Below are 26,231 nucleotides of genomic sequence, written 5' to 3' on the forward strand. Positions count from 1 at the left end.
TCATGCCTATCATAATCTCCTGAATTATTATTTTTGATAAAATATAAACTAGAGAATGTCATTACACTTCAATCCAAGAGATATCACATGGCTTGCCTTCAATGAAAGGGTTTTACAGGAAGCGATGGACGAGAACGTACCTTTACATTTAAGAATCCGTTTTTTAGGAATTTTTTCCAATAATTTAGATGAGTTTTTCAGGGTACGTGTAGCAGGATTAAAACGTGCAATGGATTTTAAAGAGAAAGTAATTGCCGAGTCATTCTACCAACCTCCTTCAAAAATTCTTCAGAAAATCAATGACATTGTTATAAAGCATCAGCAGAATTTTGACAAAACCTGGAAAAAAATTCAGGTTGAAATGGCTGATCATAAAGTTTTTATTAAAACATCAAAAAACTTAACAGCAAAACAAAAAGAATTTGTCAGAAATTATTTTGACGAGGTTGTAGAAGCGAATGTGATTCCTATCCTTCTTCATGAGAACACACCGATGCCTTACATGAGAGACAAAAGTCTTTATCTGGGTGTTGCGATGAGAAAAAAAGACTGGCAATATTCCAGCAACTATGCTATCATCGAAATTCCTTCAAGATTCGTTGGACGATTTCTTTTGTTGCCTTCTGAAAATCCTGAAGAAAAAGATGTGATGTTGTTGGAAGACGTAATTACCTTCAATTTACCGCATATTTTCTCGTATTTCGGATATGATGAATTTGCAGCGAATGCCTTTAAAGTAACAAAAGATGCAGAACTTGATCTGGATAATGATATCAGAACCAATTTCGCGGAAAAAATCGAAAAAGGATTAAAGAACAGAAGAAAAGGAAAACCGACCCGTTTTGTTTTTGATAAAGATATGGATAAAGCGCTGCTGGAAATGCTGATCCGAAAATTAAACTTAACGAAGAAAGACAGTATCATTCCGGGAGGGAAAATTCATAATTTTAAACATTTCATGGATTTTCCGGACGTTTTTGAAAAATACGAAAGACCTGTTGAAAGAACTTCTTTCATGCATCCGGCTTTTGAACATGGTGAAAGAATAACGGATGTGATTTTGAAACACGATGTTCTACTTACCTTTCCTTACCATAAATATAATCCTGTAATCGATCTTCTACGTGAAGCGGCAATGGATCCGGATGTAAAATCCATTCAGATTACCGCTTACCGTTTGGCAAGCAGCTCAAAAATAATCAATGCGTTGATTAATGCTGCCAGAAATGGCAAAGAAGTAACGGTAATGCTTGAACTTCAGGCTAGATTTGATGAAGAATCCAACTTAGAATGGAAAGAAATGCTGGAACCTGAAGGAATAAACGTTTTAGTGGGAATTCCTGACAAAAAAGTTCACGCAAAATTGTGTGTCATTAAAAAGAGAGCTCATAATAAGACTATTCAATATGGATTTATAAGCACCGGTAATTTCAACGAAAAAACAGCCAGAATCTACGGAGATCATCTGATAATGACTTCAGATAGAGGAATAATGGCAGATATTAATAAAGTTTTTAACGTTCTGAAAAAACCTAAAGAGGATTATCTTACTGTATTAAAGACCTGTAAAAACCTTTTGGTTTGTCCGCAATTTATGCGTGAAAAAATCATTCACCATATTGATAAAGAGATAGAGGAAGCAAGAGCAGGAAGAAAAGCGGAGATGATTATCAAAGCCAATTCGGTAAGCGACCGCATCCTTATTACCAAGCTCTATGAAGCAGCAAAAGCCGGTGTAGTGGTAAAAATGATCGTAAGAGGAATTTACTGTGCTGTCAATCAAAAAGATTTTAAAGAAAAAATAAAAGCCATAAGCATTGTAGATGAATACCTGGAACATGCAAGAGTAATGTATTTCTACAATAAAGGAGCGGAAGATCTATATATTTCTTCTGCCGACTGGATGACCCGAAATCTTGATTACAGAATAGAAGCCGCCGCAAAAATCACTGATAAGAATTTAAAAACGGAATTAAAAGATATTCTGGATATTCAGCTTCATGATAATGTAAAGGCAAGAATACTGGATAAAAAACTGGGCAACGAATACATTAAAAATAATAAGGATGAATGCCGTTCTCAGGTAGAAACGTACAAATATTTGAAAGCAAAGACTGCAAAAAAATAATTGTCCACTAAAATCTTTGTTTTAAACGTAAGTAATAATATATTTTTGTAAATTCAATTCGTTAACTGAAATTTAATAAAATACGTACGAACACAATGATCATCGCAGCGATAGACATAGGAAGTAATGCAGCCAGACTTTTAATAAACGAAGTAAAAACTCAGCAGAAACAGCCTGAATTCATCAAGCTTAATCTTCTAAGAATCCCTTTGAGATTAGGAATGGATGTGTTCACTATGGGAAAAATCGGCGCTGAAAGAGAAAAAATGGTTCTCGATTCCATGAAAATCTTCAGCGATCTGATGAGAATTTATAACGTACAGCATTACAGAGCGTGTGCCACAAGTGCAATGCGTGATGCAGCCAACGGTCAGGACATTATTAAAGAAGTAAAAGAAGCTTCAGGTATTGATATTGAAATCATTTCTGGTGATGAAGAAGCGACTTTAATCTATGAAAACCATGTTGCAGAAGGGCTCGACAAAAATTTCGCCTATCTTTATGTAGATGTTGGCGGTGGTTCTACCGAGCTTACCTTCTATGAAAATGGTAAAATGGTTTATGAAAAATCATTTAATATCGGAACGATACGTCTCCTGAATGATCTGGTAGCCGAAGCCAACTGGAAGGAAATGAAAGAAGAAATAAAAGCCAATATTGTAAGTAAAAAACCTATTGTTGCTATTGGTTCCGGAGGAAATATCAATAAAGTTTTTTCTTTAAGCAAAACCAAAGACGGAAAACCGATGGCTGCTTCTTACTTGAAAAAAGTGTATAAAGAATTTGCCGGGCTTACCATAGATGAGAGAATGACTCAATACAATTTGAGACAGGACCGTGCAGATGTTTTGGTTCATGCCTTGAAAATTTACAACAACGTCATGTCATGGTCAGATATCAGCAGGATTTTTGTTCCTAAAATATCTGTTGCCGATGGATTGATTCATAATATCTACAGTCAGCTGCAGCATAAAAAATAATTTTTATACCATACAAATTATAAAGCCATTCATTTTTGACTGGCTTTTTTGTTTTGTGAATCGTTTAAAATTATAAAAAGATTTAAAGTAAACCCCAGTCAGGAAACGTCATTAAGAAAAACAACAGAAATGGACACACTCAAAATAATTCTAACAGGAGCAACAGGAATGGTAGGTGAAGGAGTTCTTATGGAATGTCTTGAAAACCCCAATATATCAGAGATATTAAGCGTAAGCAGAAAACCATCCGGAAAGAAACATGCAAAACTCAAAGAATACATTGTTTCAGACTTTTTAAAAATCGATATGAATGACGAAAATCTGAAAGGTTATGACGCCGTTTTTTTCTGTGCCGGAATCAGCAGCGTGGGAATGAGTGAAGAAGAATATATTAAAACAACTTATGATGTGACGTTGCATTTTGCAAAGGTCGTTTTAAATCAAAACCCGAACATGGTATTCAATTATGTTTCGGGAGCGCACACCGACAGTACGGAAAGCGGAAAAGTGATGTGGGCAAGAGTAAAAGGCAAAACCGAAAACGCATTAAAGAAGCTGGGATTAAAAGCCGCCTACAATTTACGCCCCGGATTTATGAAACCGGTTGAAGGTCAGGAAAATGTAAAATGGTTCTTTAAACCTTTTATTTGGCTGTTCCCTATTTTTTTACCGTCAAAATCATTAACTTTACACGAAGTGGGAAGAGCAATGATCAATGCCGTACAAAAAGGATACCCAACTTCAACATTAGAAATTAAAGACATTAAAAATCTCGCGGTATGAAAGATATGTTAAAAAGAATTTTTCTGGTTATTTTTGTATTACTCGTTCTGACAGCTATTTCAGGGTTTTTCTTCATGCAGAAACATCCTTTGGAAGGAAAGCAATCCACAACAAAAAATCTTACGCCTTCCGGACAGACTCTTAAGTAATACAACTGTTTATCAACAGACAGAACATATCATTTGACGGATATGTTTATTCTTTATGCAGCCTTATCGCATTACTTTTGCCTTCCCTTTACAGTTACCTATTTATTAAACATTTATTAAAATTACCTTAAAATGTTTGCAACGTAGAAACTTCATTTTTGCATAAACTTAATTTAAGTAAAAATGATTAATAACTACTTGTTAAAAGGAACTGTAATTGCCGCATTTTTTCTTCAAGGAAATCTTTTCGGACAGTCCTCTCTTATTCATTACTGGAATTTTAATAATAATGCTTCTGCCGCTTCAATCACTACCCCAACCTCAACTTTGGCAGGTGGTTCAATGGCTGCATTTATAGGCGGAACCACTGAAATCGATTTCGCAGGCGGAACAGGGCAAAATTTTAACGTCAGCAATTTAAATGCAAGAAACGGAGATGCTTCTGGAACGCATTTGAGATATAATATCCCGATTGGAGGTAATTTACAATTCAATTTACCTACTACCGGATACAATAATGTCATTGTAAAGTTCACAACGAGAAGATCAGGTTCAGGAGCAGGAACACAAACATGGACGTACTCAACAGACGGAACGACTTTCTTACCTTACCAAACGGTTTCTCCGCTAGATGCAGATCCTCAATTGATCACATTTGATTTTTCTGCCATTGCAGGGGTTGCCAATAACCCGAATTTTAAACTTAAGGTTGAATTTGCTGCAGGAGCAGGAGGAACGGTAGGAAATAACCGTTTTGATAATTTCACAGTAGATGCAACCGCAGTAAACGGAACTGACACCACTCCACCCACTGTAACTTACCTTCCCACAAACAACACAAATAATGCTTCCACAACTGTAAATCCTAGTATTTCTTTCAATGAAAATGTAAGGTTAACAGACAACTCAACGATCAACGATTCTAATGCACAAACTCTTGTAGATTTCCGCCTTGGAAATGCTTCAGGTACACAAGTTCCTTTCACAACAACTTTCAGCAACAACAAAATCACTGTCATCCCCACTTCAGGTTTAGTTCCCAACCAAACTTATTATTTGGCTTTAAAGCCGAATATGATGGAAGACATGAGTGACAATGCCGTAACAACATTAACTTCAACAGTCTTTACCACAGCAGGAACTGCAATTTCTCTGGATAAAAATTTTATTAAAGTCAATGAAAATGCCGGAAGTTTAGCATTTAAAATAAATGTTGCAAATCCGTCGAATTCATCAGTAAATCTTGTAGTAAAACCAGCGCCATTCAGTACTGCAGACAACAATGATTTTACTTTAGCCAATCAAACAATTACGCTTACTCCATCAATGACGAGTTACATCGTCAATATTCCGATCGTTGATGATACTTTACAAGAGCAACACGCTGAATATTTTGTGGTAAGTCTTGAAAATCCTGTTGGAGCAACAATTTCAGGTGATAACAATGCAACGATTTATATTGTTGATAATGATAAACCAGCTCCGGTTCCTTCCAACCAAATCTCATTAAACTATATCGGAAGTTTTGATCCTTCCGGAACGAATAACAGTTCTACGGAAATTGTAGTTCATGATCCTGCAACTCAGAAATTATTTACCATCAGTTCTATTACCGATGTTTTTGATATTATTAATTTCAGCAATCCAACTGCTCCGACTGTTGTAAACACTGTCAATATGGCACCGTACGGAGGAATCACAAGCATCGCAGTGAAAAACGGAATCGTTGCAGCTGCTTCTCCTAATACTAATCCTCAACTGAATGGCTCCGTCGTATTTTTTGATACCAACGGAACATTTTTAAAACAAGTTACAGTGGGTGCTTTACCAGATATGATCACTTTCTCTCCGGACGGAACAAAAGTAATCACCGCAAATGAAGGAGAACCTAACGATGCTTACACCGTAGATCCGGAAGGTTCTATAAGCATTATTGATATTTCAGGAGGAATCAGCAATCTTACCCAAACTAATGTCACAACCCTTAATTTCAATGCTTTTGATTCTCAGGTTGCAGCTTTAACAGCAACGGGTTTAAGAAAAGTAAGAACCAACAATACCCTTTCTCAGGATTTGGAGCCTGAATATGTAACGGTAAGCTCAGACAGCCAAAAAGCATGGATTACGCTTCAGGAAAATAATGCTATTGCAGAAATCAATTTAGCAACAAAAACAATTACAAATATTTGGGGATTAGGTAAAAAAGATATGAGCATTCCAGGAAATGGTTTTGATGCTTCAGACAACAATGGCGAGGTTCTCATTGCCAACTGGCCGGTAAAAGCCTATTATATGCCGGATGGAATTCAGAATTTCAAAGTTGGAAGTACTCATTATATTGTAACCGCAAACGAAGGAGATGAAAAAGATCTTACAGGATTCAGTGAGAGAACAACTGTCGGAGCCAATACCTACACCTTAGATTCTTCAATTTTCCCGCAATCTGCAATCTTAAAAGCATCTTATAACCTGGGAAGATTCAGAGTTTCTAGTGCAACCGGAAATACGGATGGTGACGCAGATTTTGAAGAAATGGCAGCGCTGGGAGCCCGTTCATTCTCTATTTTCAATGCAGATACCAAACAAATCGTTTACGATAGTGGTGACAGGTTTGAAAGATATCTTGCAGCCAATCACCCATTAATTTTCAATGCTGATAATGAAGCTAACGGAGCTAAAAACAGAAGCCGTGCAAAAGGTCCGGAACCGGAAGGTGTGGCTGTAGGAACGATTGCAGGACAAACGTATGCTTTCATCACGCTGGAAAGAACAGGTGGTGTAATGGTATACAATGTTACGGATCCCAACAATCCAACGTTTACAGATTACAAACATTCCCGTATGACATCGGCTTACGGTGGAGACAACGGTCCGGAAGGAATTATCTACATCGCTCCTGAAAACACAACAACAGGAAAAGGTTATGTGATCATTGCCAACGAAATCAGCGGTACATTATCGATGTATGAAATTTTATCGGCAACATTAGCAACAGGGGAAATAAAAGCTGAAAAAGCAACATTCAATGTGTTCCCAAATCCTGTAACAAAAGGAAATACATTATATTTCAACAGAGCTCAGAATTATGAATTGTACGATATGTCCGGGAAACTACTCGGAAAAGAAAAAAATGCTTTAACAATTGACACTTCAAAGCTTTCTACAGGAGTTTATTTAGTTAAAACTTCTGAAGGTTTTGTGAAAAGGGTGATTGTGAAGTAAATATAGTTTAGTTGATAAAAGCCTTGGGATTTTCTCAAGGCTTTTTTGTTTAAAAGAAATTTACTAGTTTTAAATTTTAACTTGAATTATGTTTGGATTCGCACTTGATACATTAGAAAAGCCTCAAATCATTGCCTTCATTGAAAATGTAAAAAATCTAGAAAATAACAAAACTAATATTGGTTACCGCGAATTACGATTAATAAATATTGAAAACCCATCTTTGCTAAAATCGGAGATAGAAAAATCGATAAAAACATATGATAATCAAGGTTTTATTTCTCTATTAAATTCAGACAATTCTCTTGTTTGTAGCACCTTTATAAGTAATATCAAAATTATTAAATCACAAAAAAATAACATGACTCTCAGTGGTTATGTTTGGCATCAACCAAAGGGGTATTACAAAGTCTGGAAAATGAAAATTGATGACCAAATCAATTCAAAAAATATATGGAGAAATTTAAAAAGAGATGAATTACAAGGTTGGCTGGTTTTCGCCTTAAACAATCTAAAAACAAGTTCCTCGAAAAAAAATATTCAGATCAATATCGATGGAAATGACTTCAATAATTTAAATGAATTTTTCTGTGTACTTGGTGAAGAAGTTAATGGAATTGCAGGGTATTTTGGAAGAAATATTTGTGCTTTATATGATTGTTTATGGGATAATTCTGGAGATCATTCAATCGAAAAATTAATATGGAAAAATCATGAAAAAAGCAAAAAGCTTTTCAAAACCAAGTTTAATCAAATTCTTGAAATATTTCAAGAATTTAACGTAACAATAATTTTAAAATAAAAAAGACAGACCCGAAAGTCTGTCTTAAAAAATATATTGTTGTATTTTTTACTCTACATTCACTACCTTTTCAATTTCAGGAGCATGTTGTTTGATGGTATTTTCAACGCCTAATTTCAATGTTGAAAAATTAAGAGAGCACCCTGAGCAGTTTCCTAAAAGTTTTACATATACTGTATTTTCCTTTACATCGATCAGCTCAATATCTCCTCCGTCTTTATTAAGAAACGGACGAATGCTTTCCAATGCTTCCATTACTTTGGTTACAGTCTCTTCGTGTGTTGTATTTATCTCCATTCTGGGTTTGGTTTTCTTTATTTTTTTGGTGAGCAACCCGCCATTGTCGTGATTTTCACTGCTTCAGTCGGAGGAAGGTTTTTATTTCTTTCCACAAGACTTTCTATCATTTTCTGCACAGTTCCAGTGTAGATATCAGAAATTTTAGAATTTTCCTGTAATGCCGCAGGTCTTCCTACATCTCCTGCTTCTCTTATACTCTGAATCAAAGGAATTTCTCCTAACACAGGAATTCCAAGATCATCAGCCAAAAATTGTGCGCCCTGGTTTCCAAAGATATAATATTTATTCTCAGGTAATTCTTCCGGAGTAAAATAAGCCATATTTTCAACCAATCCAAGCACCGGAATATTGATACTTTCCATCTGGAACATCGCAATTCCTTTTCTTACGTCTGCCAAAGCAACGTGTTGAGGCGTACTTACGATTACCGCTCCTGTTACCGGAACTTCCTGAATGATTGATAAATGAATATCTCCTGTTCCCGGAGGAAGATCGATCAATAAAAAGTCTAATTCTCCCCAAGCTGCATCTCTGATCATCTGGTTCAAAGCTTTTGAAGCCATTGGTCCTCTCCAAACTACCGCCTGGTTTGCTCCTGAAAAATATCCGATCGAAAGCATTTTTACACCGTAATTCTCAATCGGTTTCATCAAACTTTTACCATCAACTTCTACTGTAACCGGTTTTTCACCTTCCGTATCGAACATCGTAGGAACTGAAGGACCATAGATATCTGCATCTAACAAACCTACTTTAAAGCCCATTTTTGCCAACGTAACTGCGATATTGGCAGAAACCGTAGACTTTCCTACTCCACCTTTTCCGGATGCAATAGCAATGATATTTTTAATTCCTGGGATTTGTTTCCCTTTGATCTGGCTTTGCTGAATTTCACTTGGTTCTGGTGAAACTATTTTAAGTTTTAAATTAATCTCTTCTCCGAATTCACTGGCAAAAGCCTGCTTCATGGCAGCTTCCAGTTTCTTTTTTTCGTGCATTGCCGGCGAATGAGCAGTCATGTCAATATATACTTCCGTACCCATGATCTGTAAGTTATTCACCAGGTCGTCTACTTCTATCTCTTTAAGGAAATCTTGTACCTTTTCTTTAGTCAACATAAAAAAATAAATTGTCCACAAATTTACGGAAATTTTACCTATTTAGAATAAGTAAACTTACTGATAGATAAATTCTTTTGCGAAACAAAATTTTGTAGTACTTTAGGGCGATTTTTAATATTAAAATGTAATGAAAAAAATAGTATTCGTTCTTTTAGGATTAGTTGCGAATAATTTATCTGCACAAAATTATTCGCAATACGTAAATCCCTTTATAGGAACGGGCGGTCATGGACATACATTTCCCGGAGCGATAGTTCCTTTCGGAATGGTACAACTTTCTCCGGATACCCGAATTGACGGAAGCTGGGACGGATGCAGCGGTTATCATTATTCGGATTCTGTAATTTACGGATTTTCTCATACCCACTTGAATGGAACCGGAGTTTCTGATTACGGAGACATCATGCTAATGCCTACCATGGGAAAACCAAGTCTCATCAGTAAAGAATATTCGTCTAAATTTTCTCATAAAAACGAAAAAGCTACGGCAGGGTTTTACTCAGTAAAATTAGATAAAAACAATATTGATGTTCGTTTAACGACTACCAAAAGAGTGGGTTATCATGAATACACATTCAACAATGCCGGAAATGCGAATATTATTTTAGACTTAAACCACAGAGACAAACTTCTGGAAGGTGAGGTAAAAATTATCGACGACAAAACGATTGAGGTTTTCAGAAGAAGTGAAGCTTGGGCAACCAACCAGTATATTTATGCCAGAATTGAATTTTCAAAACCCATGAAAATCTCTAAAAAAGAGGCCAATGGAAAAAATGAAAATAATCTGTATTCAGGAACTGAACTTGCTTTGGCATTTTCCACTACAGTAAAAAAAGGAGAAAAGATTAGTGTAAAAGTTGCTCTTTCACCAACAGATTATGATGGGGCATCTAAAAATATGCTGGCAGAAGGAAAATCTGATGATTTTGCTGCCATTCAAAAGCAAGCTGTTGCAGATTGGGACAAAGAATTATCAAAAATTGAAGTAAAATCTGATGATAAAGACAAACTGACGGTTTTCTACACTGCTCTGTATCATGTTTCCACTCAGCCTAATATCAATATGGATGCAGATGGAAAATACAGAGGAAGAGACAATAAGTTCTATTATGCTAAAGATTTCGATTATTATACCGTTTTTTCTCTTTGGGATACCTTCAGAGGAGCACATCCTTTAATGACGCTAATCGACAGAAAGAGAACAGCAGATTTCGTTAATACTTTCATCAAACAATATGAACAAGGCGGAAAACTTCCGGTTTGGGAACTGGCTTCCAATGAAACCGAATGTATGATCGGTTATCATGCCGTTTCCGTGATTGCAGATGCCATGGCAAAAGGAATTAAAGGTTTTGATTATGAAAAAGCGTTCCAGGCTTCAAAAAATTCTGCGATGTTGGATATTTTTGGTTTAAATGCTTACAAAAATAATAACTATATCAGCATTGATGATGAACACGAAAGTGTTTCTAAAACAGTAGAATATGCTTATGATGACTGGTGTATTGCTCAAATGGCTAAAATTTTAGGCAAAAATGAAGATTATCAATATTTCATGAAGCGTTCTCAGAACTGGAAAAACTTATACAATCCAAAGAACGGATTTATGCAGCCTAGAAAAAACGGAAACTGGTATGAGCCTTTTGAAGCAAGAGAGGTGAATAACAATTATACCGAAGGGAACTCTTGGCATTACTCCTACTCTGTTCAACAGGATATTCCAGGATTGATTGCGGCTCATGGAGGAAAAGAAAAATTTGAACAATTTATTGATGCTATTTTTTCTGCTCCTGATAAAACAACAGGAAGAGAACAGGTTGATATCACTGGTTTGATCGGACAATACGCTCAGGGAAATGAACCGAGCCACCACATTGCTTATCTGTATAACTATGTAGGAAAACCTGAAAAAACAGATGCAAAAATCAAATATATCCTTGATAATTATTACAAAAACACTCCGGATGGTTTGATCGGAAATGAAGACTGTGGACAAATGAGTGCTTGGTATATTTTGAGTACAATGGGTATTTATTCTGTTACTCCTGGATTACCTGAATGGCAAACTACGAAGCCATATTTTGATGAGGTTAAACTTCATTTGGAAGACGGAACCACCAAAACAATCACAAAAAACACTTCGAAAGAAGAGCTGAAACGTTTAGGTTTTGAAAATGTAAAAACCATCAAAGATCCTTCTTATACGGAGCAAACCGCTTCTCCTGTCATTGCAGCAGACCGTCTTTTTGATTTTACTACCAAAGTTGAGATCACTCCGTTAAACGGAAAAGATAAAATCTACTATATGACGCTGGATGAAGATGATAAAAATGTAAGAAAAACGTTCAAAGCATACAAAGAGCCGTTTACGATCAGTAAAACCACTCAGGTTTCTGCTTATGCTGAAAGAAACGGTGAAAAGAGTTCAATCACAATTGCCCATTTCAACAAACGTCCGAATCACTGGGAAATTAACATCAATTCAAAAGTAAATCCTCAATATACTGCAGGTGGAAAATTTGCTTTAATTGACGGAATCAACGGTGATGTCAACTGGAGAAAAGGGGAATGGCAAGGTTATCAGGGGCAAACTGTAGAAGCCGTTATTGATTTCAGATCCCCTCAGCAAATCAAACATTTATCTTCTACTTATCTTCAGGACAGCAGAGCCTGGATCTTAGTTCCTAAAAAAGTAGAATATTATGCATCTATGGATGGTAAAACTTATATTTTGCTAAAAACTCTGGACAATACACTTGATCCTAAAGACGAAAAAATACAGATCAAAGATTTTGCAACAGAAGTTCTACCGACTGAAGCCCGTTATGTAAAAGTAAAAGCCTACCATTTCGGAAAACTTCCTGCGTGGCATCAGGGAGCAGGCGGAGATGCTTATATTTTTATTGATGAGATTTCTGTAAAATAATGAGTATTCAACAATAAACCAAAAGCGTTTCGAAAAATTTTCGAAACGCTTTTTTATTTGTACAAGCTTACTATTAAAAGAAAATTTAAGTTTACTGGATTCAAAAAAATAGAATTGCACTGGATTTATCTTCTAAAATCCGTAAATTTATCTACAAATACCTGATCCTTGTCGAAAAAATTTCATTTTCCTATTCTTTATCAGTTATTTTGTAAATTGATATTAAAGACGTTATGAAGAAGGAAAAAACAAAAGTTTCCAGTTTATCCAAGATTCTTAAAATTTCGGGAATAAGTATAGGCAGCATTGCTTTACTCCTCTATATTTCTCCTTATTTTTTTAAAGACACCATCAATAATGGTATCAAAGAGGTTTCCCAAAGCTATATAAAAACGAAAATAGATTTCCAGGATTTAGATATTTCTTTCTTCACCCATTTTCCTAATCTTACCGTTACCCTTACCAATTCTTCAGTAAAAGGGAAGAGTCCTTTTCAGACTGAAAACCTTATTGATGCGAAAAAAATTGGTTTAGGTGTAGATATTACCAGTCTTTTCGGAGAAAAAATCATTTTCAATACTCTTTATATTGAAGATGCGAATATCCGAATGAAAACTGACAGTTTAGGAAGAAATAATTTTGATATTCTCGTATCCGAAGAAGAAGCCAAAGAAAAAAACGATTCTAAATTGGCTTTAGCTCTGCAAAACTTCAGAATTTCTAATTCTAACTTCATTTATGATGATCAACTCAGTAAAACGTATGTAAAATTAGATCAATTAGAATACGACGGGTTGATTGATTTAACGAAAGATATTCTGAGTCTAAATGCAAAAACAGAAATTAAAAACAGTTTTTTCAAATTAGATAAAGATACCTGGATTAAGAATTTACCTTTACAAGGAAAAATCAATACAAAGATCAATATCGATCAGTTAGGTTTTTACTTTACAGATAATCCTTTGGTGTTGGGAGAATTTCCATTCAATCTTCAAGGGAGTCTGAAAATGCCAAATGAGCAGCAGGTTTATGATCTAAAAATCACTACTAAAAATGCTAATCTAAAAGCCATTCCTGCCATCATTCCGGAAGCCTACCAGGAATATGCAAAACAAGTTGAAATGAAAGGTAAAGCCGATCTTTTGTTCACCATGAAAGGTATTCTGAACACTTCTAAAAAACAAAGTCCGGATATTCGTATCGAAGCCAGCCTTAATAACGGGTTTTTCAATTATCAGAAATCTTCATCTCCTATTAATAACTTAAGCCTAACCTCTGTTATTGATCTTCCCGCTTTAGATCCTAACCGACTGAAAGTAAAAGTAAACGAGCTTGATTTCAGCCTTTTAAATGGTTATACAAGAACTAATTTCCTTTTTGAAAACGGTTCTACCATGTTTTCTGAAGGAACCATAGATTCAAACATCAATCTTGAGGCTTTAAAGAATGCAACAGGATACAAAAAAATCGATGCCAAAGGAAATCTTAAGCTCAACGGAAACTGGAAAGGCTCTATCTCTACCAATGCTAAAAATACGTTACAAAAAGTACCTTTATTTGATCTGAAAGCTGATCTGAAAAACGGATATTTCAAAATGAGAGAAATGCCAGCTGCTTTGGATCATATCAATCTGGATATGACGATCCGAAACACCAGTGGTAATTTTAAAAATACAGCGGTTTTAGTTCATAATATCGATGCTAAAGCATTAGACAATTACACCAAAGGAAAAATTGAGGTAAAAAATTTAGACAACTATCCTGTTGATGCCGATTTTACTGCCAAAATCCACCTTCAGGACATTTACAAAATCTATCCCGTAAAAGGCATTGAACTTCGTGGTGATCTTTTTATAAAATCCAAAGCGGTGGGAACGTATGAACCAAAGCGCAAGAGAGTTCCTGTAAGTAACAGTACTTTATCTCTGAAAAATGGTTTTATCAAATTCGCCGATTATCCTGAACTTCCTTTAGAAAACATTAACGTAGAAACTCATGTAAAAAGTGGAAGAGGTTCTTTTAATGATTTGGATATCAGCGTTCTTCCTATTTCGTTTACATTAGCCGGAAAACCTTTCACTGTAAAGGCTAATTTAAAAAACCTCAACAACCTGAATTACCGACTGCATTCCAAAGGGCAGCTTAATCTGGGTGACATCTACAAACTCTTCCCTATTGAAGGGCTAGACATTAATGGTGTTATTTCGACTGATGTCGGATTGAAAGGACAGAATGGTGCAGCTTTAGACAATATTCAGAACAGAGGTTTTGTGAAAATTGAAAATATCACGATTCATTCTAAATTTTTCCCAAGCAATTTTGTGGTAAAAGAAGGGTTGTTTAAACTCAATGGAAGCCAATTAACTTTTGAAGAGGTAAAAGCCCGCTACAAAAAGAATGTATTTGTTTTCAACGGAAATGTGTCCAATTACATTAATTACATTCTAAAAGACCAAAATTTGACCGGAAGTATCAATTTTACTTCAAAAAAAGTGAATATTGATGATTTTATGGCATACAACTCGGGAGAATCTTCTAATTCCACTTCTGCGGAAGAAGGTGTCATTTTACTTCCTAAAAACTTAAATGTCATCATAAATGGTAATGCTAATGAAATTATGTTTAAAGACATCAAACTTAATAATTTCAAAGGTAATTTAGCCTTAAAAGATGGCAATTTAGCGCTTAATGAAACCGAATTCGGAATGATCGGTTCCACATTCAACGCCAACGGAACATACGCTCCTGTGAATGCTAAAAAAGCCAAATTCGGCATCAATATGAAAGCTAAAAGCTTTGATATCCAAAGAGCATACAAAGAAATTACCTTATTCAGAGAAATGGTTTCCGCTGCAGAAAAAGCGCATGGAAAAGTTTCTTTAGACTATCATCTGGAAGGTGATTTAGGTGCTAATTTCTTTCCCAGATTGAAGACCATAAAAGGAGAAGGTGTTTTAACGTTGGAAGATATTCAGTTTCGTGGTTTTAAAGTGTTTAATTCCGTGGCTGAAAAGACTTCCACGGATGCACTTCACGATGCCAAAGTGAGTAAAGTTAATATCAAAACGAGTATTAAAGACAACGTGATCACCATAGAAAGAACGAAATTCAAAATTGCAGGTTTCCGACCAAGAATCGAAGGACAAGTAAGTCTTGACGGTTATATCAATGTCGGAATGCGTTTGGGGCTTCCTCCTTTCGGAATCATAGGTATTCCGATTAAAATTACAGGACCTTCAGAAACATTTAAGGTAGAAACCGGAAAATACCAGAAAGAAGACCTTAATGAAAAGGATGATGAGTACCAGGATTATCAAAAATCTTTAGAAGAAGAAGCTGCTAAAAAAGCCGAAGCCGAAAAAGCAAACTCCAACCCGAAATAATAAAATTACCCATCGTTTTGATGGGTATTTTTTATAGAAGTTTAGATTATTAATTGCACATTTCCTTTTCTGACCATTCCAGCTCTTTCGGCAGTTCTGCATCAGAAAATTCTATATGAATTACTCTTCTTTTTTTTCCATTTGTAGTTCGATTGGAACCGTGAAGCGTTAATGGTTTCATAATCATCACTCCGCCTTTGTTTACCTTACAAATATGTTCGGTTTCAATATTCCAATCTATGGTTTCCGGTCTATAGATTCCTTTGGCATGTGATGCAGGAATTACTTTTAATGCACCATTTTGTTCATCTGTATCGTCAAGATGAATTCTGATGGTATAAATATTTTCAAGGATATCTAATGGCGGCTGAACAGCAAACTGATTTTGTTTTGTGGTCCAAGGTCCAAAATTGGGCAATTCTATTTTTTTATCTACAGAAATAGTTAAATCCTGATGATAAGCAACATACCAATTCGATTTCTCCGGTTTATCAAAATAGATACTTTTTACCACAAAATATTGGTCTCCAAAAACCTCTTTGATGATTTTTTTAATATTGTCATTAAAAACCAAGTCCTTGACTTCAGGAATTTCTTTTAGAAACTGTCTGATTGCAAAAAGATCCTCAGATTTTCTGAACGTTTCTTTTGAGGTATCAATTATATTAATCACATCAGAAATACGTTCAATTTCTTCATCAGAAAAAATATTGCTGATAACGGAAAACCCATTATCAGCAATGTCTTGTTTATAGTGTTGTAAATTCAAAACCCGAAGTTTACAAAATTATTTATTAAATATCTCCACCATGATTTTCAAGCTGACCTTCCCATTTAGAAACGGCAGAAGTTGCCAACGCATTTCCTAAAACATTCGTCATACTTCTTCCCATATCGCAGAAATGGTCAATCGGTAGAATAAGGGCAATTCCTTCCGGTGGAATTCCAAACATAGAACAAGTCGCCACAATAATTACTAGAGACGCTCTCGGAACTCCCGCAATTCCTTTCGAAGTAAGCATTAATACCAAAAGCATCGTGATTTGCTGCCCTACTGTCATTTCAATACCGTAAATCTGAGCAATAAATATAGAAGCAAACGTCATGTACATCATACTTCCATCCAGATTGAAGGAATATCCTAAAGGTAAAATAAAAGATACGACTCTATTGTTACACCCGAATCTTTCCAATTCTTCTACCAGTTTCGGAAACACCGCTTCAGAACTTGTGGTAGAAAATGCAATTAGCAATGGTGATTTTATTCTTTTCAACAAATCGAAAAGACGATTTCCTAAGATTAAATAACCTACCAGCAATAAAACCAACCACAAAATACCCAACGCAAAGAAGAAATCTCTCAAATAAATCGCATATACTTTAAATATTTCAAAACCATTGGTTGCAACAACGGCCGCAATAGCTCCTAAAACACCAAGCGGTGCAAACCACATGATATATCCTACCATTTTAAGGATTCCATGAGCCACAATGTCAAATAATTTGATAACCGGTTGTGAATATTCTTCTCCTAAATTAGCCAAAGCAACCCCGAACATAATAGAAAATACTACAATCTGAAGGACTTCGTTTGTAGCAAAAGCTTCAAAAATACTTTTAGGAATGATATGCTTTACAAAATCTTCCAGAGAAAAGCCTTTGCTACTTTTCAGTAATTCTTCTGCAGAAGCAGCATCCTGTATTGGAAGTTTGGTAACATGCCCCGGTTCGAGCCAGTTCACCAAAATCAATCCGATGAAAAGAGAAACCAAAGACGCAGAAATAAACCATAGCATTGCTTTCGTTCCTACCCTTCCGATCATTTTTATATCGCTCATTTTCGCAATTCCTACTACAAGAGTGGTGAATACCAACGGCGCAATAATCATCTGAACTAATCTGATAAAAACAGTTCCTAGAAGTTTTATGTTTTTTGAAAACGGCTCTGCACTTTCTGGATATTTCAAATGAACGAAACCTCCAATTCCTACCCCTAAAATAAGAGCAATGATGATCGCAAAAAATAGTTTATTTTGTCCTTTCATATATATAATTCAAGTTGCACAAATATAATGTTTTTAAACTTTTACCTGCTACCTCTTATTTTCCTCTCTCTGCCATCATATTTATTCTAAAAATTCTCTGTTCTTGCTGATGAATATTTTAAAGAAATAAAAAATAATTAGCAAAATTTTAATCTTTTGGTATAAATTTTATTATTACATTTACGTATAACATTAAAACCTAAACAACAAAAAATAACTCTATTATGAAAAAAACAATCGCAATGGCTGCGTTAGCAATCGCAGTATCTTTCGGATCGATTTCATGTAAGAAAAAAATCTCTGATGCTGATCTTCAGACTCAGGCAACTACCATTGTTACTTCAAACCCGAATGCTTCCGTTGAGGTAAAAGACGGAGTCGCTCATTTAAGCGGAACTTTTGCCGATGAACAATCTAAAAATGCTATGATTGCTCAATTGAAAACGGTAAACGGGATCAAAGAGGTAATGGATATGACTAAAATTGAAGCTCCTGTTGTGGCACCCGTTGCAACTTCCTCTGCAGTAGATCCTGCTGTTCAGCAAAAAGTACAGGATGCTGTGAAAGATTTCCCTTCAGTAAAAGTAGAAGTTGTAAATGGAGAACTTACGCTTACAGGAAATGTATCTTCACTACAGGCTAGAAAAATCAAAGAATCTGTAGACGCTTTAAAAGTAGGAAAAGTAAACTTTAACTATACTGTAAAATAATTAATATGAGCACATTACAAGACAAATATTCAAGTGTAGTTTCTGCCGCTCAGTTTGCAGGAATTTCAAATCTTCAGGTTCAGGAACAAGACGGAATTTTATATGTTTCCGGAAGTGCTGTTAATACAGCTGCTAAAGATGCTGTTTGGAATGCTTTAGGAGCCATTGATTCTACGTATTCTGCATCAGATATCAACATCGATGTGCAAGTGAGCGGATTAGCTTCGGGCGCTTCATTAACAGTAGCTACGGAAGAATCTAATTTAAATATCAGACAGGAGCCTTCTACGGAAGCTGCAGTAGTAGGAAAAGCTGCAAAAGGAGCATCAGTAACATTAATCGAGCAGACTTCCGACGATTGGTGGAAAGTAAAAACTGCTGACGGACAGGAAGGTTATGCTTATTCAAGATATTTGAGAGCTTAACCGGCAAGATTTAGCATTATTTAAAATATAACATCCCTATTCAGGGGTGTTTTTTTATATTTTTTATAACCTTAAAGTATAAGCAATCACAATTCAAAACGGATTAAAGTCCGTTTTTTCTTTTTTAATCACACTCGCCGAATATATTTTTATGTTTAAATTAGCGTCAAATTTTATATAATGAAGGTTCATTTTTCAATTGTACTTATTCTTCTTTTCGTTTTCGGAAATTCGCAGGCACAACAGCCAGATACTTTTGTAAAAGATAATTTTACAAAAAAAGAATTCTACATTCCGATGCGTGATGGGACAAAACTTTTTACATCAGTTTATATTCCGAAAGATATTTCCAATAAAAACAAATATCCGTTTTTGATGCAGAGAACCTGCTACAGCATTGCTCCTTATGGCGAAAACGAATACAAAACGAAGCTTGGTCCGAACTCATATTTAATGAAAGACAAATATATTTTTGTGTTTCAGGATGTTCGCGGAAGATATATGAGTGAAGGAACGTTCACCAATATGACTCCACAAGTTGACCGCAAAACCAAGAAAGATGTTGACGAAAGTACAGATACTTATGACACCATCGATTGGTTAATTAAAAACATCAAAGATAACAACGGAAAAGTAGGTCAGTACGGAACTTCTTATCCGGGATTTTATACTGCTGTCGGAGTTCTGGCGCAACATCCTGCTTTGGTAGCTTCATCTCCGCAAGCTCCTATTTCAGATTTCTGGAATGACGATTTTCTTCACAACGGAAGATTTATGATGGGATATTTCAGAACATTCCCTGTTTTTGGAGTTCAGAAAACAAAGGCGGAAAATAAAGCTTGGTATACCGATTCCATGATCAAAGTGACTTCTGAAGATGGTTTGAAATTCTACAGAGACATGGGAACGTTGAAAGATGGTTATGAGAAATATTATAAGGATAACTTCTTCATGACGGAAATTATGAATCACACCAATTATGATGAATTCTGGCAGAAAAGAAGTCTATTGCCTTATCTTAAAAACGTAAATCATGCTGTAATGACTGTTGGTGGATGGTTTGATGCTGAAGATCTTTCAGGACCTTTGAATATTTATAAAACAATCGAAAAAACGAGTCCGAAAGCAAAAAATACAATTGTAATGGGACCTTTCTCACACGGAGGTTGGGGACGCGAAGAAGGAAAGCATTTCCATAATCAGGTGTATTTTGGAGACAGTATTGCAACATACTATCAGAAAAATATCGAAACCAAATTTTTCAATCATTATCTAAAAGGAAATACAAAACAGGATGCAGGATTGCCGGAAGCTTTGATGTATGACACAGGAGCGAAACAATGGAGAGAATTTGCAACTTACCCTCCGAAAGAAGGAAAAAAAGTGAATTTCTATCTATCCAACGGAACATTGAAAAACACTGCAGGACAAGGTTCTTCGGAATATTACAGTGACCCAAACAATCCGGTTCTAAGCTCTGACAACTTGAAAGATTTTAATGGATTTACTCCAAGAAATTATATGTCGGAAGACCAAAGATTTGCAGAAGGGAGACCCGATGTTTTGACGTTCACGACAGATGTTTTAACAGAAGACATGACTTTCGCAGGAGAAATTATGGCTAAATTAAATATCGCTTCTACTTCTACGGATGCAGATTTTGCTGTAAAATTAATTGATATTTACCCTGAAGACTTCAAACCAACAGAGAAAAAAGACGGTGTGATCTACGGAAATTACCATCAGATGGTAAGAAGTGAAATTATGCCGGCGAGATTCAGAAATTCAAGAGAAAAAGCAGAAGCTTTGGTTCCGAATCAGAAAACAGCAGTGAATTTCAGATTACAGGATGTTGTTCATACTTTTAAAAAGGGACATAAAATCCAGATACAAATTTCTTCAACATGGTTCCCGTTATTTGCGATCAATCCGCAGAAATTCTTAGATAATCCGAATTTTGCAACGAAGGAAGATTATACAAAAGCCTTTATCAAAGTTTTTGATGATAGTGCGATTGAAGTTGAGGTTTTAAAATAAATTAAAAAAGCTGTTCGGATTGAACAGCTTTTATTTTTTTGTTTTGTTTTTATTTTTTAAACGCAAAGATTTAAAATTTAACACCTGATTTTTTAAGTAGCAAAGAATTGCGATAAATCACTGATTAAGCATGAAATTAAAACGTTCGCTTCTTCAAATCAACTTTGTTGATTCTTTCTTTGCTCCTTAAAGTTCTTATAATGTTAATAAAAACTTTGCGTTAAAAATTACTCTTCAATTGTTCTAAAGGTCAAATTCACTCTCGGAGTTTTTACTTTAGTCGTCGGTGGAAGTCGATGCAGCCAATGATCCTGCGTTGTTCCTTTCATCACTAATAAACTTCCGTTTTCTAAAAAGATTTCCACTTTTTCTTTAGTCGTTTTATGCTTAAATAAAAACTTTCTTTCCGCTCCGAAAGTTAAAGATGCAATTGCACCATGCTTTTTCAGATCTTTTTCACCATCGCTATGATAAGCCATTCCTTCACTTCCGTCATGGTATAAGTTCAGAAGGCAAGAATTATAGGTTTCCCTGGTCACTTCTTCACACTTTTTCTTTAATTCTAATAACTCGGGAGTCCAGAATTTGGCATATTTTGTTCGTTTTGAATACGTATACTCAAACGGTTTTTCACCAAACCAAGCTACTTTTCTTTTGGTTAAAATTAGTTTTCCGAAAATCATCGCTTCATCATTTTCCCACGGAATCTGATTGAGCAAATAATCATAATAAAAATCCGACTTTTCTTTGGAAAAAACTTTTCCATAATAGTGAGCGGTTCCGTCGTTGGGAAGGAGATTTAAAGGATAGTCGGAAATATCTTCGAATAGGTTTAACATTGAAATTTGTAATTTATGGTGATTAAAATTAAACCATTAAGACGGATTAAGAAAATAAGAAAGATTAAGGATTGCTTTGATTAAGAGCTAAGTAACTAAACAATTAGAATGATTTATCTTAATTAAACTTCACTCCTTAATAAATCTTAATGGTTCAAGTAAAAGTTAAAATAAAATCTTAAGAATAAACGTGAGAACTTTCCCAACCCACAATCAACTGCTTTCTTTCACCTCCCCATCGATAACCTCCCATATTTCCGGAAGACTGAATGACACGATGACAAGGAATCAGAAAAGCAACAGGATTACTTCCAATGGCGGTTCCTACTGCTCTTGATGCATTTGGATTTCCTATTTTTTCAGCTAAATTTCCATACGTTGATAATTTTCCCATCGGAATAGTAAGAAGACTTTCCCATACTTTTAATTGAAAATCTGTTCCCTTTAAATGTAATTTTATAGTATTGAGCTTCGTCCAGTCTTTATGGAAAATGGACAATGCATTTTTCTGAAATTCGTCCAATTTTTCAAAAAAAGAAGCATTAGGAAATTTAACCTGTAAATCTCCCAATGCTTTATTTTTATCGTTTTCAAAAGCCATATAACAGACTCCTTTTTCTGTAGAAGCTGTAATTACATTTCCAAAAGGACTTTCGGAGAAACTGTAATTAATATGGAGGCTTTTTCCTCCGTTTCTATATTCTGCCGGAGACATTCCTTCAATCTTTACAAACAGATCATGCAATCTGCTCGTACTCGAAAACCCTGTCTCATAAGCCGTATCAAATAAACTTGCTTTTTCTTCCTTCAATAAATTTTTAGCATGTTCAAGACTGATGAACTGCAAAAATTTCTTCGGACTTGTTCCTGCCCAATCAGAAAACATTTTCTGAAAATGAGCCGGACTTAAGTGAATTTTCTCCGCCACTTCCTCCAAACTTGGCTGAAGCTTAAAATTGCTCTGGATATACTCTATCGCTTTGGCAATTCTTTCGTAATCTATCTGATTTTGTGTGGACATAACAATTATTTTACCTCACAAATTTCCTAAGAATTATTCGCAGAAAAAATCCGAATCTTGCGAAGTTTTAGTCTTGATTAATATGATAATACGCTAACATTTTGTAGTATAACTTCGCTGCTAAGAATGCGCTTGGCTTTGCATAAGCAGAATCCATTAATTCAACAATATCAAATGCTACAACATTACATTTTTCAAATACCTTTCTTAGTAATTCTAATGTTGGGTACCATTGTAAACCGCCTGGTTCAGGAGTTCCTGTTGACGGAGCAATTGAAGGGTCAAAAGCATCAAGGTCAATCGTGATATACACGTTTCCAGAAACTTTTTCCAATACATCATTTACCCAGTTTTCATTATTAGCAATTTCGTGAGCGAAAAATACTCTTCCTTCCGGTAAATATTCAGCCTCTTCGATATCCATAGAACGGATTCCCACTTGTACCAGATTGTGCTTCTGATTCGCTTCAAAAACTGCACAAGCGTGATTAGAAGTAGAACCATGGAATTCAGGACGTAAATCTGTATGAGCATCTAATTGAAGAACCGTTAAATTTTCAAATTTCTCACCTACCGCACGAATTGAACCGATAGAAACAGAATGTTCTCCACCGAAAAGGGTAAATAACTTCCCTTCATTGTTCAAAAGCTCTTTTGTTTTTTGGTATACCGCTTCAGTCATTGCTTCAGGGGAAGAATTTTCAGAAACTTCTCCAGCCAAATAAACTCCCTCTAAATAAGGTTCTGTCTGAGTTTCGATATCGTAAAGCTCCATATTTTCAGAAGCGTCTAGGAACAATTCAGGACCTTTATCAGCTCCTTTTCCCCACGTTGAAGTTCCGTCGTAAGGAACCGTTACCAACATTACTTTCGAGTTCTCTAATGATGCATTTTCTTCAGGAATTCCTGCGTATGTTTTCATGCTTTATTTAAAAATTAAATGATTTCGGCAAAGATACAAAGAAGTTGGGAAAAGTAAATGGAAGCCAGATGATGGAGGCTGGAAGTTTTACAAAAATGCAAAAATTTAATATCATAATTTAAACATCCATCACTCAGCTTCTAACTTCCGGTCTTTACCTTCCAGCCAAATTTCTTACCTTTGTAAAAAATTCAAATATGCCTTTAAAAGCTGTTCTTTTCGATATGGATGGAGTGATTGTAGATACAGAACCATTACACAGAAAAGCTTATTTTAAAACCTTTGACGAGTTGGAAATTGCCGTTTCTGAAGATTTATATACTTCTTTTACAGGTGCTTCTACAAAGAGGGTTTGTGAAACCTTAATTCATCAATTCGATTTAGATCATACTCATGAAACTATCGCCACTATCAAAAGAACTCATTTTAAAGATTATTTTTACAATGATGATGAATTTGATCTGATTCCGGGAGTAAGAGAGCTAATTCAACATTATCACGAAAACGGCATTACATTGATTTTGGCTTCTTCCGCAACCATGACGACCATCAATATGGTTTTTGAAAAATTCGGACTGGAAAAATATTTCAGCGGAAAGATAAGCGGTGCCGATTTAAAGGAATCAAAGCCTCATCCTGAAGTCTTTTTATTGGCTGCAGAAATGTCAGGAGAACCTGTTGAAAATTGTATGGTTATTGAAGATTCTACCAATGGAATTTTGGCAGCACACCGAGCGAAAATCTTCTGTGCTGCGTATAGAAGTCAGCATTCTAAAAATCAGGATTATACATTAGCAGATACAGTGATTTCAGATTATGAAGATCTTCAATTAGATAAGATTTCAAAATATTTTTAAATAGAAAAAGCTCTCAAAATCTGAGAGCTTTTATTTTTTATAAATTTTGGCTAAATTTCTATTGATAAAAATAGAGCCTGTTTGTATTGATGAGATTGCTTCGTCGCTTCGCTCCTCGCAATGACAAATGGTATTAATACCCTAAAAGTTTCAATACATCTTCCGGTTCTTGTTTCTCACGGAAAATTTCATATTGTAATTCTCCATTTTCATCTTTCTGAATCAAAACGTGTCTCGGCTGAGGCATTAAACAATGGTGAACTCCGCCATAACCTCCGATTGTTTCCTGATACGCTCCCGTATGGAAGAAACCGATATACAAAGGTTTTGTATCACTGAAAACCGGCAAATAAATAGCATTCGTATGTTGTTCAGAGTTATAGTAATCATCTGAATCGCAAGTCAATCCACCTAAGAAAACTCTTTCATAGGTATCTTCCCATCTGTTCAGCGGAAGCATGATAAAGTGTCTTGAAATGGCCCAAGTATCCGGAAGTGTAGTCATGAAAGAAGAATCAATCATATTCCACTTTTCTCTGTCGTTCTGACGTTTCTGAGAAATGATTTTATAAATATTGGCACCACTTTCTCCAACGGTAAAGCTTCCGAATTCAGTATAGATATTTGGTTCTTCAACCCCTTCTTCTTCACAGAATTTTTTGATTTGAGAAACAATTTCCTCCACCATATATTGGTAATCATAATCAAACTGTAATGAAGTTTTGATTGGAAAACCTCCACCGATATTCAATGAATTAACTTCAGGAGCAATTTTCTTCAAACGTGCATACACACGAAGACATTTATACAATTCATTCCAGTAATATGCTGTGTCTTTAATCCCGGTGTTAATGAAGAAGTGAAGCATTTTCAATCTTGCATTCGGGTGTTCAGCAATTTTTTGGCTGTAATAAGGAATAATATCTTTATATCCGATTCCTAATCTTGAGGTATAAAATTCAAATTTCGGTTCTTCCTCAGAAGCGATTCTGATTCCGATGTCGAACGTTGTATCGATACTTTCCGTCAATTTATCCAGTTCACGGTAATTATCCAGAATCGGAGTGATGTTTTCAAAACCACTGTTGATCATATCTGAAATTTTAGCCAGATAATCATCCGTTTTAAAACCATTACAGATTACTTCGATATCTTTCGTTACTTTCCCTTCTTTGTAAAGAGATTTTACGATATCCATATCGTATGCAGAAGAAGTTTCTATAGAAATATCATTTTTCAAAGCTTCTTCCAGTACAAATTTGAAATGACTTGATTTTGTACAGTAACAATATCTATAATTCTTCTTATATTCGGTTTTCTCAAAGGCTTCCCTAAACCAGCTCTTGGCCTTTTGGATATTTTGAGAAATTCTCGGCAGGTAGCTAATCTTTAGCGGAGTGCCAAATTTTTCAACAACATCCATCAACGGAATGTCGTGAAATAACAAATTGTTCTCAGAAACATTGAATTCCTCGGTAGGAAAATACAACGTCTGATCAATAAGTTCCGAGTATTTTATTTTCATTTCTAAACAAGTGAATTAAGAAATGCAAAATTGCTAAAAAAGTTTGATTTTTT

General features: G+C 35.3%; 20 protein-coding genes. 12 read left to right on the top strand and 8 right to left on the bottom strand.

Features of this window, described 5'->3' with window-relative positions; translation table 11 throughout:
* The first annotated feature begins 55 nt into the window (after positions 1–55).
* The 6 genes from ppk1 (at position 56) to LV842_RS12005 (ending at position 8,064) form a co-directional block, all read left to right on the top strand.
* A complete protein-coding gene (ppk1, locus tag LV842_RS11980; RefSeq protein WP_233111694.1) occupies positions 56–2,128 on the top strand; it encodes a polyphosphate kinase 1 in 2,073 nt (690 codons plus the stop codon).
* Between the two features lie 95 nt (positions 2,129–2,223).
* Entirely contained in the window at positions 2,224–3,108 is an 885-nt protein-coding gene (locus LV842_RS11985; protein WP_233111695.1) for a Ppx/GppA phosphatase family protein, read from the top strand.
* A gap of 129 nt (positions 3,109–3,237) precedes the next feature.
* Positions 3,238–3,891 carry an NAD-dependent epimerase/dehydratase family protein gene (locus LV842_RS11990; RefSeq protein ID WP_233111696.1) on the top strand — a complete coding sequence of 218 codons (654 nt, stop codon included), beginning with the start codon at positions 3,238–3,240 and terminating at the stop codon, positions 3,889–3,891.
* Complete coding sequence (locus LV842_RS11995) at positions 3,888–4,040, top strand: hypothetical protein (protein WP_233111697.1); 153 nt, start codon at positions 3,888–3,890, stop codon at positions 4,038–4,040. The genes LV842_RS11990 and LV842_RS11995 overlap by 4 nt, the downstream gene beginning before the upstream one ends.
* Before the next feature lie 183 nt (positions 4,041–4,223).
* Positions 4,224–7,262 carry a choice-of-anchor I family protein gene (locus tag LV842_RS12000; RefSeq protein WP_233111698.1) on the top strand — a complete coding sequence of 1,013 codons (3,039 nt, stop codon included), beginning with the start codon at positions 4,224–4,226 and terminating at the stop codon, positions 7,260–7,262.
* A gap of 88 nt (positions 7,263–7,350) precedes the next feature.
* Positions 7,351–8,064 (top strand): barstar family protein, encoded by a 714-nt coding sequence (locus LV842_RS12005; protein ID WP_233111699.1) that lies wholly within the window; start codon positions 7,351–7,353, stop codon positions 8,062–8,064.
* Between the two features lie 48 nt (positions 8,065–8,112).
* Here the strand turns inward: LV842_RS12005 and LV842_RS12010 are convergent, their stop codons facing one another.
* Both LV842_RS12010 and LV842_RS12015 read right to left on the bottom strand, forming a co-directional pair.
* A complete protein-coding gene (locus LV842_RS12010) occupies positions 8,113–8,361 on the bottom strand; it encodes a NifU family protein (protein WP_233111700.1) in 249 nt (82 codons plus the stop codon).
* 17 nt (positions 8,362–8,378) lie between these two features.
* Entirely contained in the window at positions 8,379–9,482 is a 1,104-nt protein-coding gene (locus tag LV842_RS12015) for an Mrp/NBP35 family ATP-binding protein (RefSeq protein ID WP_233111701.1), read from the bottom strand.
* Between the two features lie 130 nt (positions 9,483–9,612).
* Here LV842_RS12015 and LV842_RS12020 point away from each other — a divergent pair, with 130 nt between their 5' ends.
* Positions 9,613–12,414: a GH92 family glycosyl hydrolase gene (locus tag LV842_RS12020; RefSeq protein WP_233111702.1), complete on the top strand. Its 2,802-nt coding sequence runs from the start codon at positions 9,613–9,615 to the stop codon at positions 12,412–12,414.
* A 233-nt stretch (positions 12,415–12,647) separates the two neighbouring features.
* Positions 12,648–15,797, top strand: a complete 3,150-nt coding sequence (locus LV842_RS12025) for an AsmA family protein (RefSeq protein ID WP_233111703.1) — start codon at positions 12,648–12,650, stop codon at positions 15,795–15,797.
* 49 nt (positions 15,798–15,846) lie between these two features.
* Here LV842_RS12025 and LV842_RS12030 read toward each other — a convergent pair whose 3' ends face one another.
* Both LV842_RS12030 and LV842_RS12035 read right to left on the bottom strand, forming a co-directional pair.
* On the bottom strand, positions 15,847–16,566 hold the full coding sequence (locus LV842_RS12030; protein ID WP_233111704.1) for a phytanoyl-CoA dioxygenase family protein: 720 nt from the start codon (positions 16,564–16,566) through the stop codon (positions 15,847–15,849).
* A 25-nt stretch (positions 16,567–16,591) separates the two neighbouring features.
* Positions 16,592–17,842 carry a dicarboxylate/amino acid:cation symporter gene (locus LV842_RS12035; protein WP_233111705.1) on the bottom strand — a complete coding sequence of 417 codons (1,251 nt, stop codon included), beginning with the start codon at positions 17,840–17,842 and terminating at the stop codon, positions 16,592–16,594.
* A gap of 224 nt (positions 17,843–18,066) precedes the next feature.
* Here LV842_RS12035 and LV842_RS12040 point away from each other — a divergent pair, with 224 nt between their 5' ends.
* The 3 genes from LV842_RS12040 (at position 18,067) to LV842_RS12050 (ending at position 21,014) form a co-directional block, all read left to right on the top strand.
* Positions 18,067–18,552 carry a BON domain-containing protein gene (locus tag LV842_RS12040; protein ID WP_233111706.1) on the top strand — a complete coding sequence of 162 codons (486 nt, stop codon included), beginning with the start codon at positions 18,067–18,069 and terminating at the stop codon, positions 18,550–18,552.
* A 5-nt stretch (positions 18,553–18,557) separates the two neighbouring features.
* Positions 18,558–18,977, top strand: coding sequence for an SH3 domain-containing protein (locus LV842_RS12045; protein ID WP_233111707.1), 420 nt, complete (start codon positions 18,558–18,560; stop codon positions 18,975–18,977).
* Positions 18,978–19,157: 180 nt separating this feature from the next.
* Positions 19,158–21,014, top strand: coding sequence for a CocE/NonD family hydrolase (locus LV842_RS12050; protein ID WP_233111708.1), 1,857 nt, complete (start codon positions 19,158–19,160; stop codon positions 21,012–21,014).
* A 227-nt stretch (positions 21,015–21,241) separates the two neighbouring features.
* Here LV842_RS12050 and LV842_RS12055 read toward each other — a convergent pair whose 3' ends face one another.
* The 3 genes from LV842_RS12055 to speB all read right to left on the bottom strand — a co-directional run bounded on the left by LV842_RS12055 (position 21,242) and on the right by speB (position 23,796).
* Entirely contained in the window at positions 21,242–21,853 is a 612-nt protein-coding gene (locus LV842_RS12055) for an alpha-ketoglutarate-dependent dioxygenase AlkB family protein (RefSeq protein WP_233111709.1), read from the bottom strand.
* 178 nt (positions 21,854–22,031) lie between these two features.
* Positions 22,032–22,874 (bottom strand): bifunctional helix-turn-helix domain-containing protein/methylated-DNA--[protein]-cysteine S-methyltransferase, encoded by an 843-nt coding sequence (locus LV842_RS12060; protein WP_233111710.1) that lies wholly within the window; start codon positions 22,872–22,874, stop codon positions 22,032–22,034.
* Between the two features lie 67 nt (positions 22,875–22,941).
* Positions 22,942–23,796 carry an agmatinase gene (gene speB, locus LV842_RS12065; protein ID WP_233111711.1) on the bottom strand — a complete coding sequence of 285 codons (855 nt, stop codon included), beginning with the start codon at positions 23,794–23,796 and terminating at the stop codon, positions 22,942–22,944.
* A gap of 197 nt (positions 23,797–23,993) precedes the next feature.
* Here speB and LV842_RS12070 point away from each other — a divergent pair, with 197 nt between their 5' ends.
* Positions 23,994–24,653 carry an HAD family hydrolase gene (locus LV842_RS12070; protein WP_233111712.1) on the top strand — a complete coding sequence of 220 codons (660 nt, stop codon included), beginning with the start codon at positions 23,994–23,996 and terminating at the stop codon, positions 24,651–24,653.
* A gap of 133 nt (positions 24,654–24,786) precedes the next feature.
* Here LV842_RS12070 and LV842_RS12075 read toward each other — a convergent pair whose 3' ends face one another.
* Positions 24,787–26,178 (bottom strand): type III PLP-dependent enzyme domain-containing protein, encoded by a 1,392-nt coding sequence (locus LV842_RS12075; protein WP_233111713.1) that lies wholly within the window; start codon positions 26,176–26,178, stop codon positions 24,787–24,789.
* Between the last annotated feature and the right edge of the window lie 53 nt (positions 26,179–26,231).

Origin of the sequence: Chryseobacterium gwangjuense, assembly GCF_021311115.1 — a bacterium.
GTDB lineage: Bacteria > Bacteroidota > Bacteroidia > Flavobacteriales > Weeksellaceae > Chryseobacterium > Chryseobacterium gwangjuense.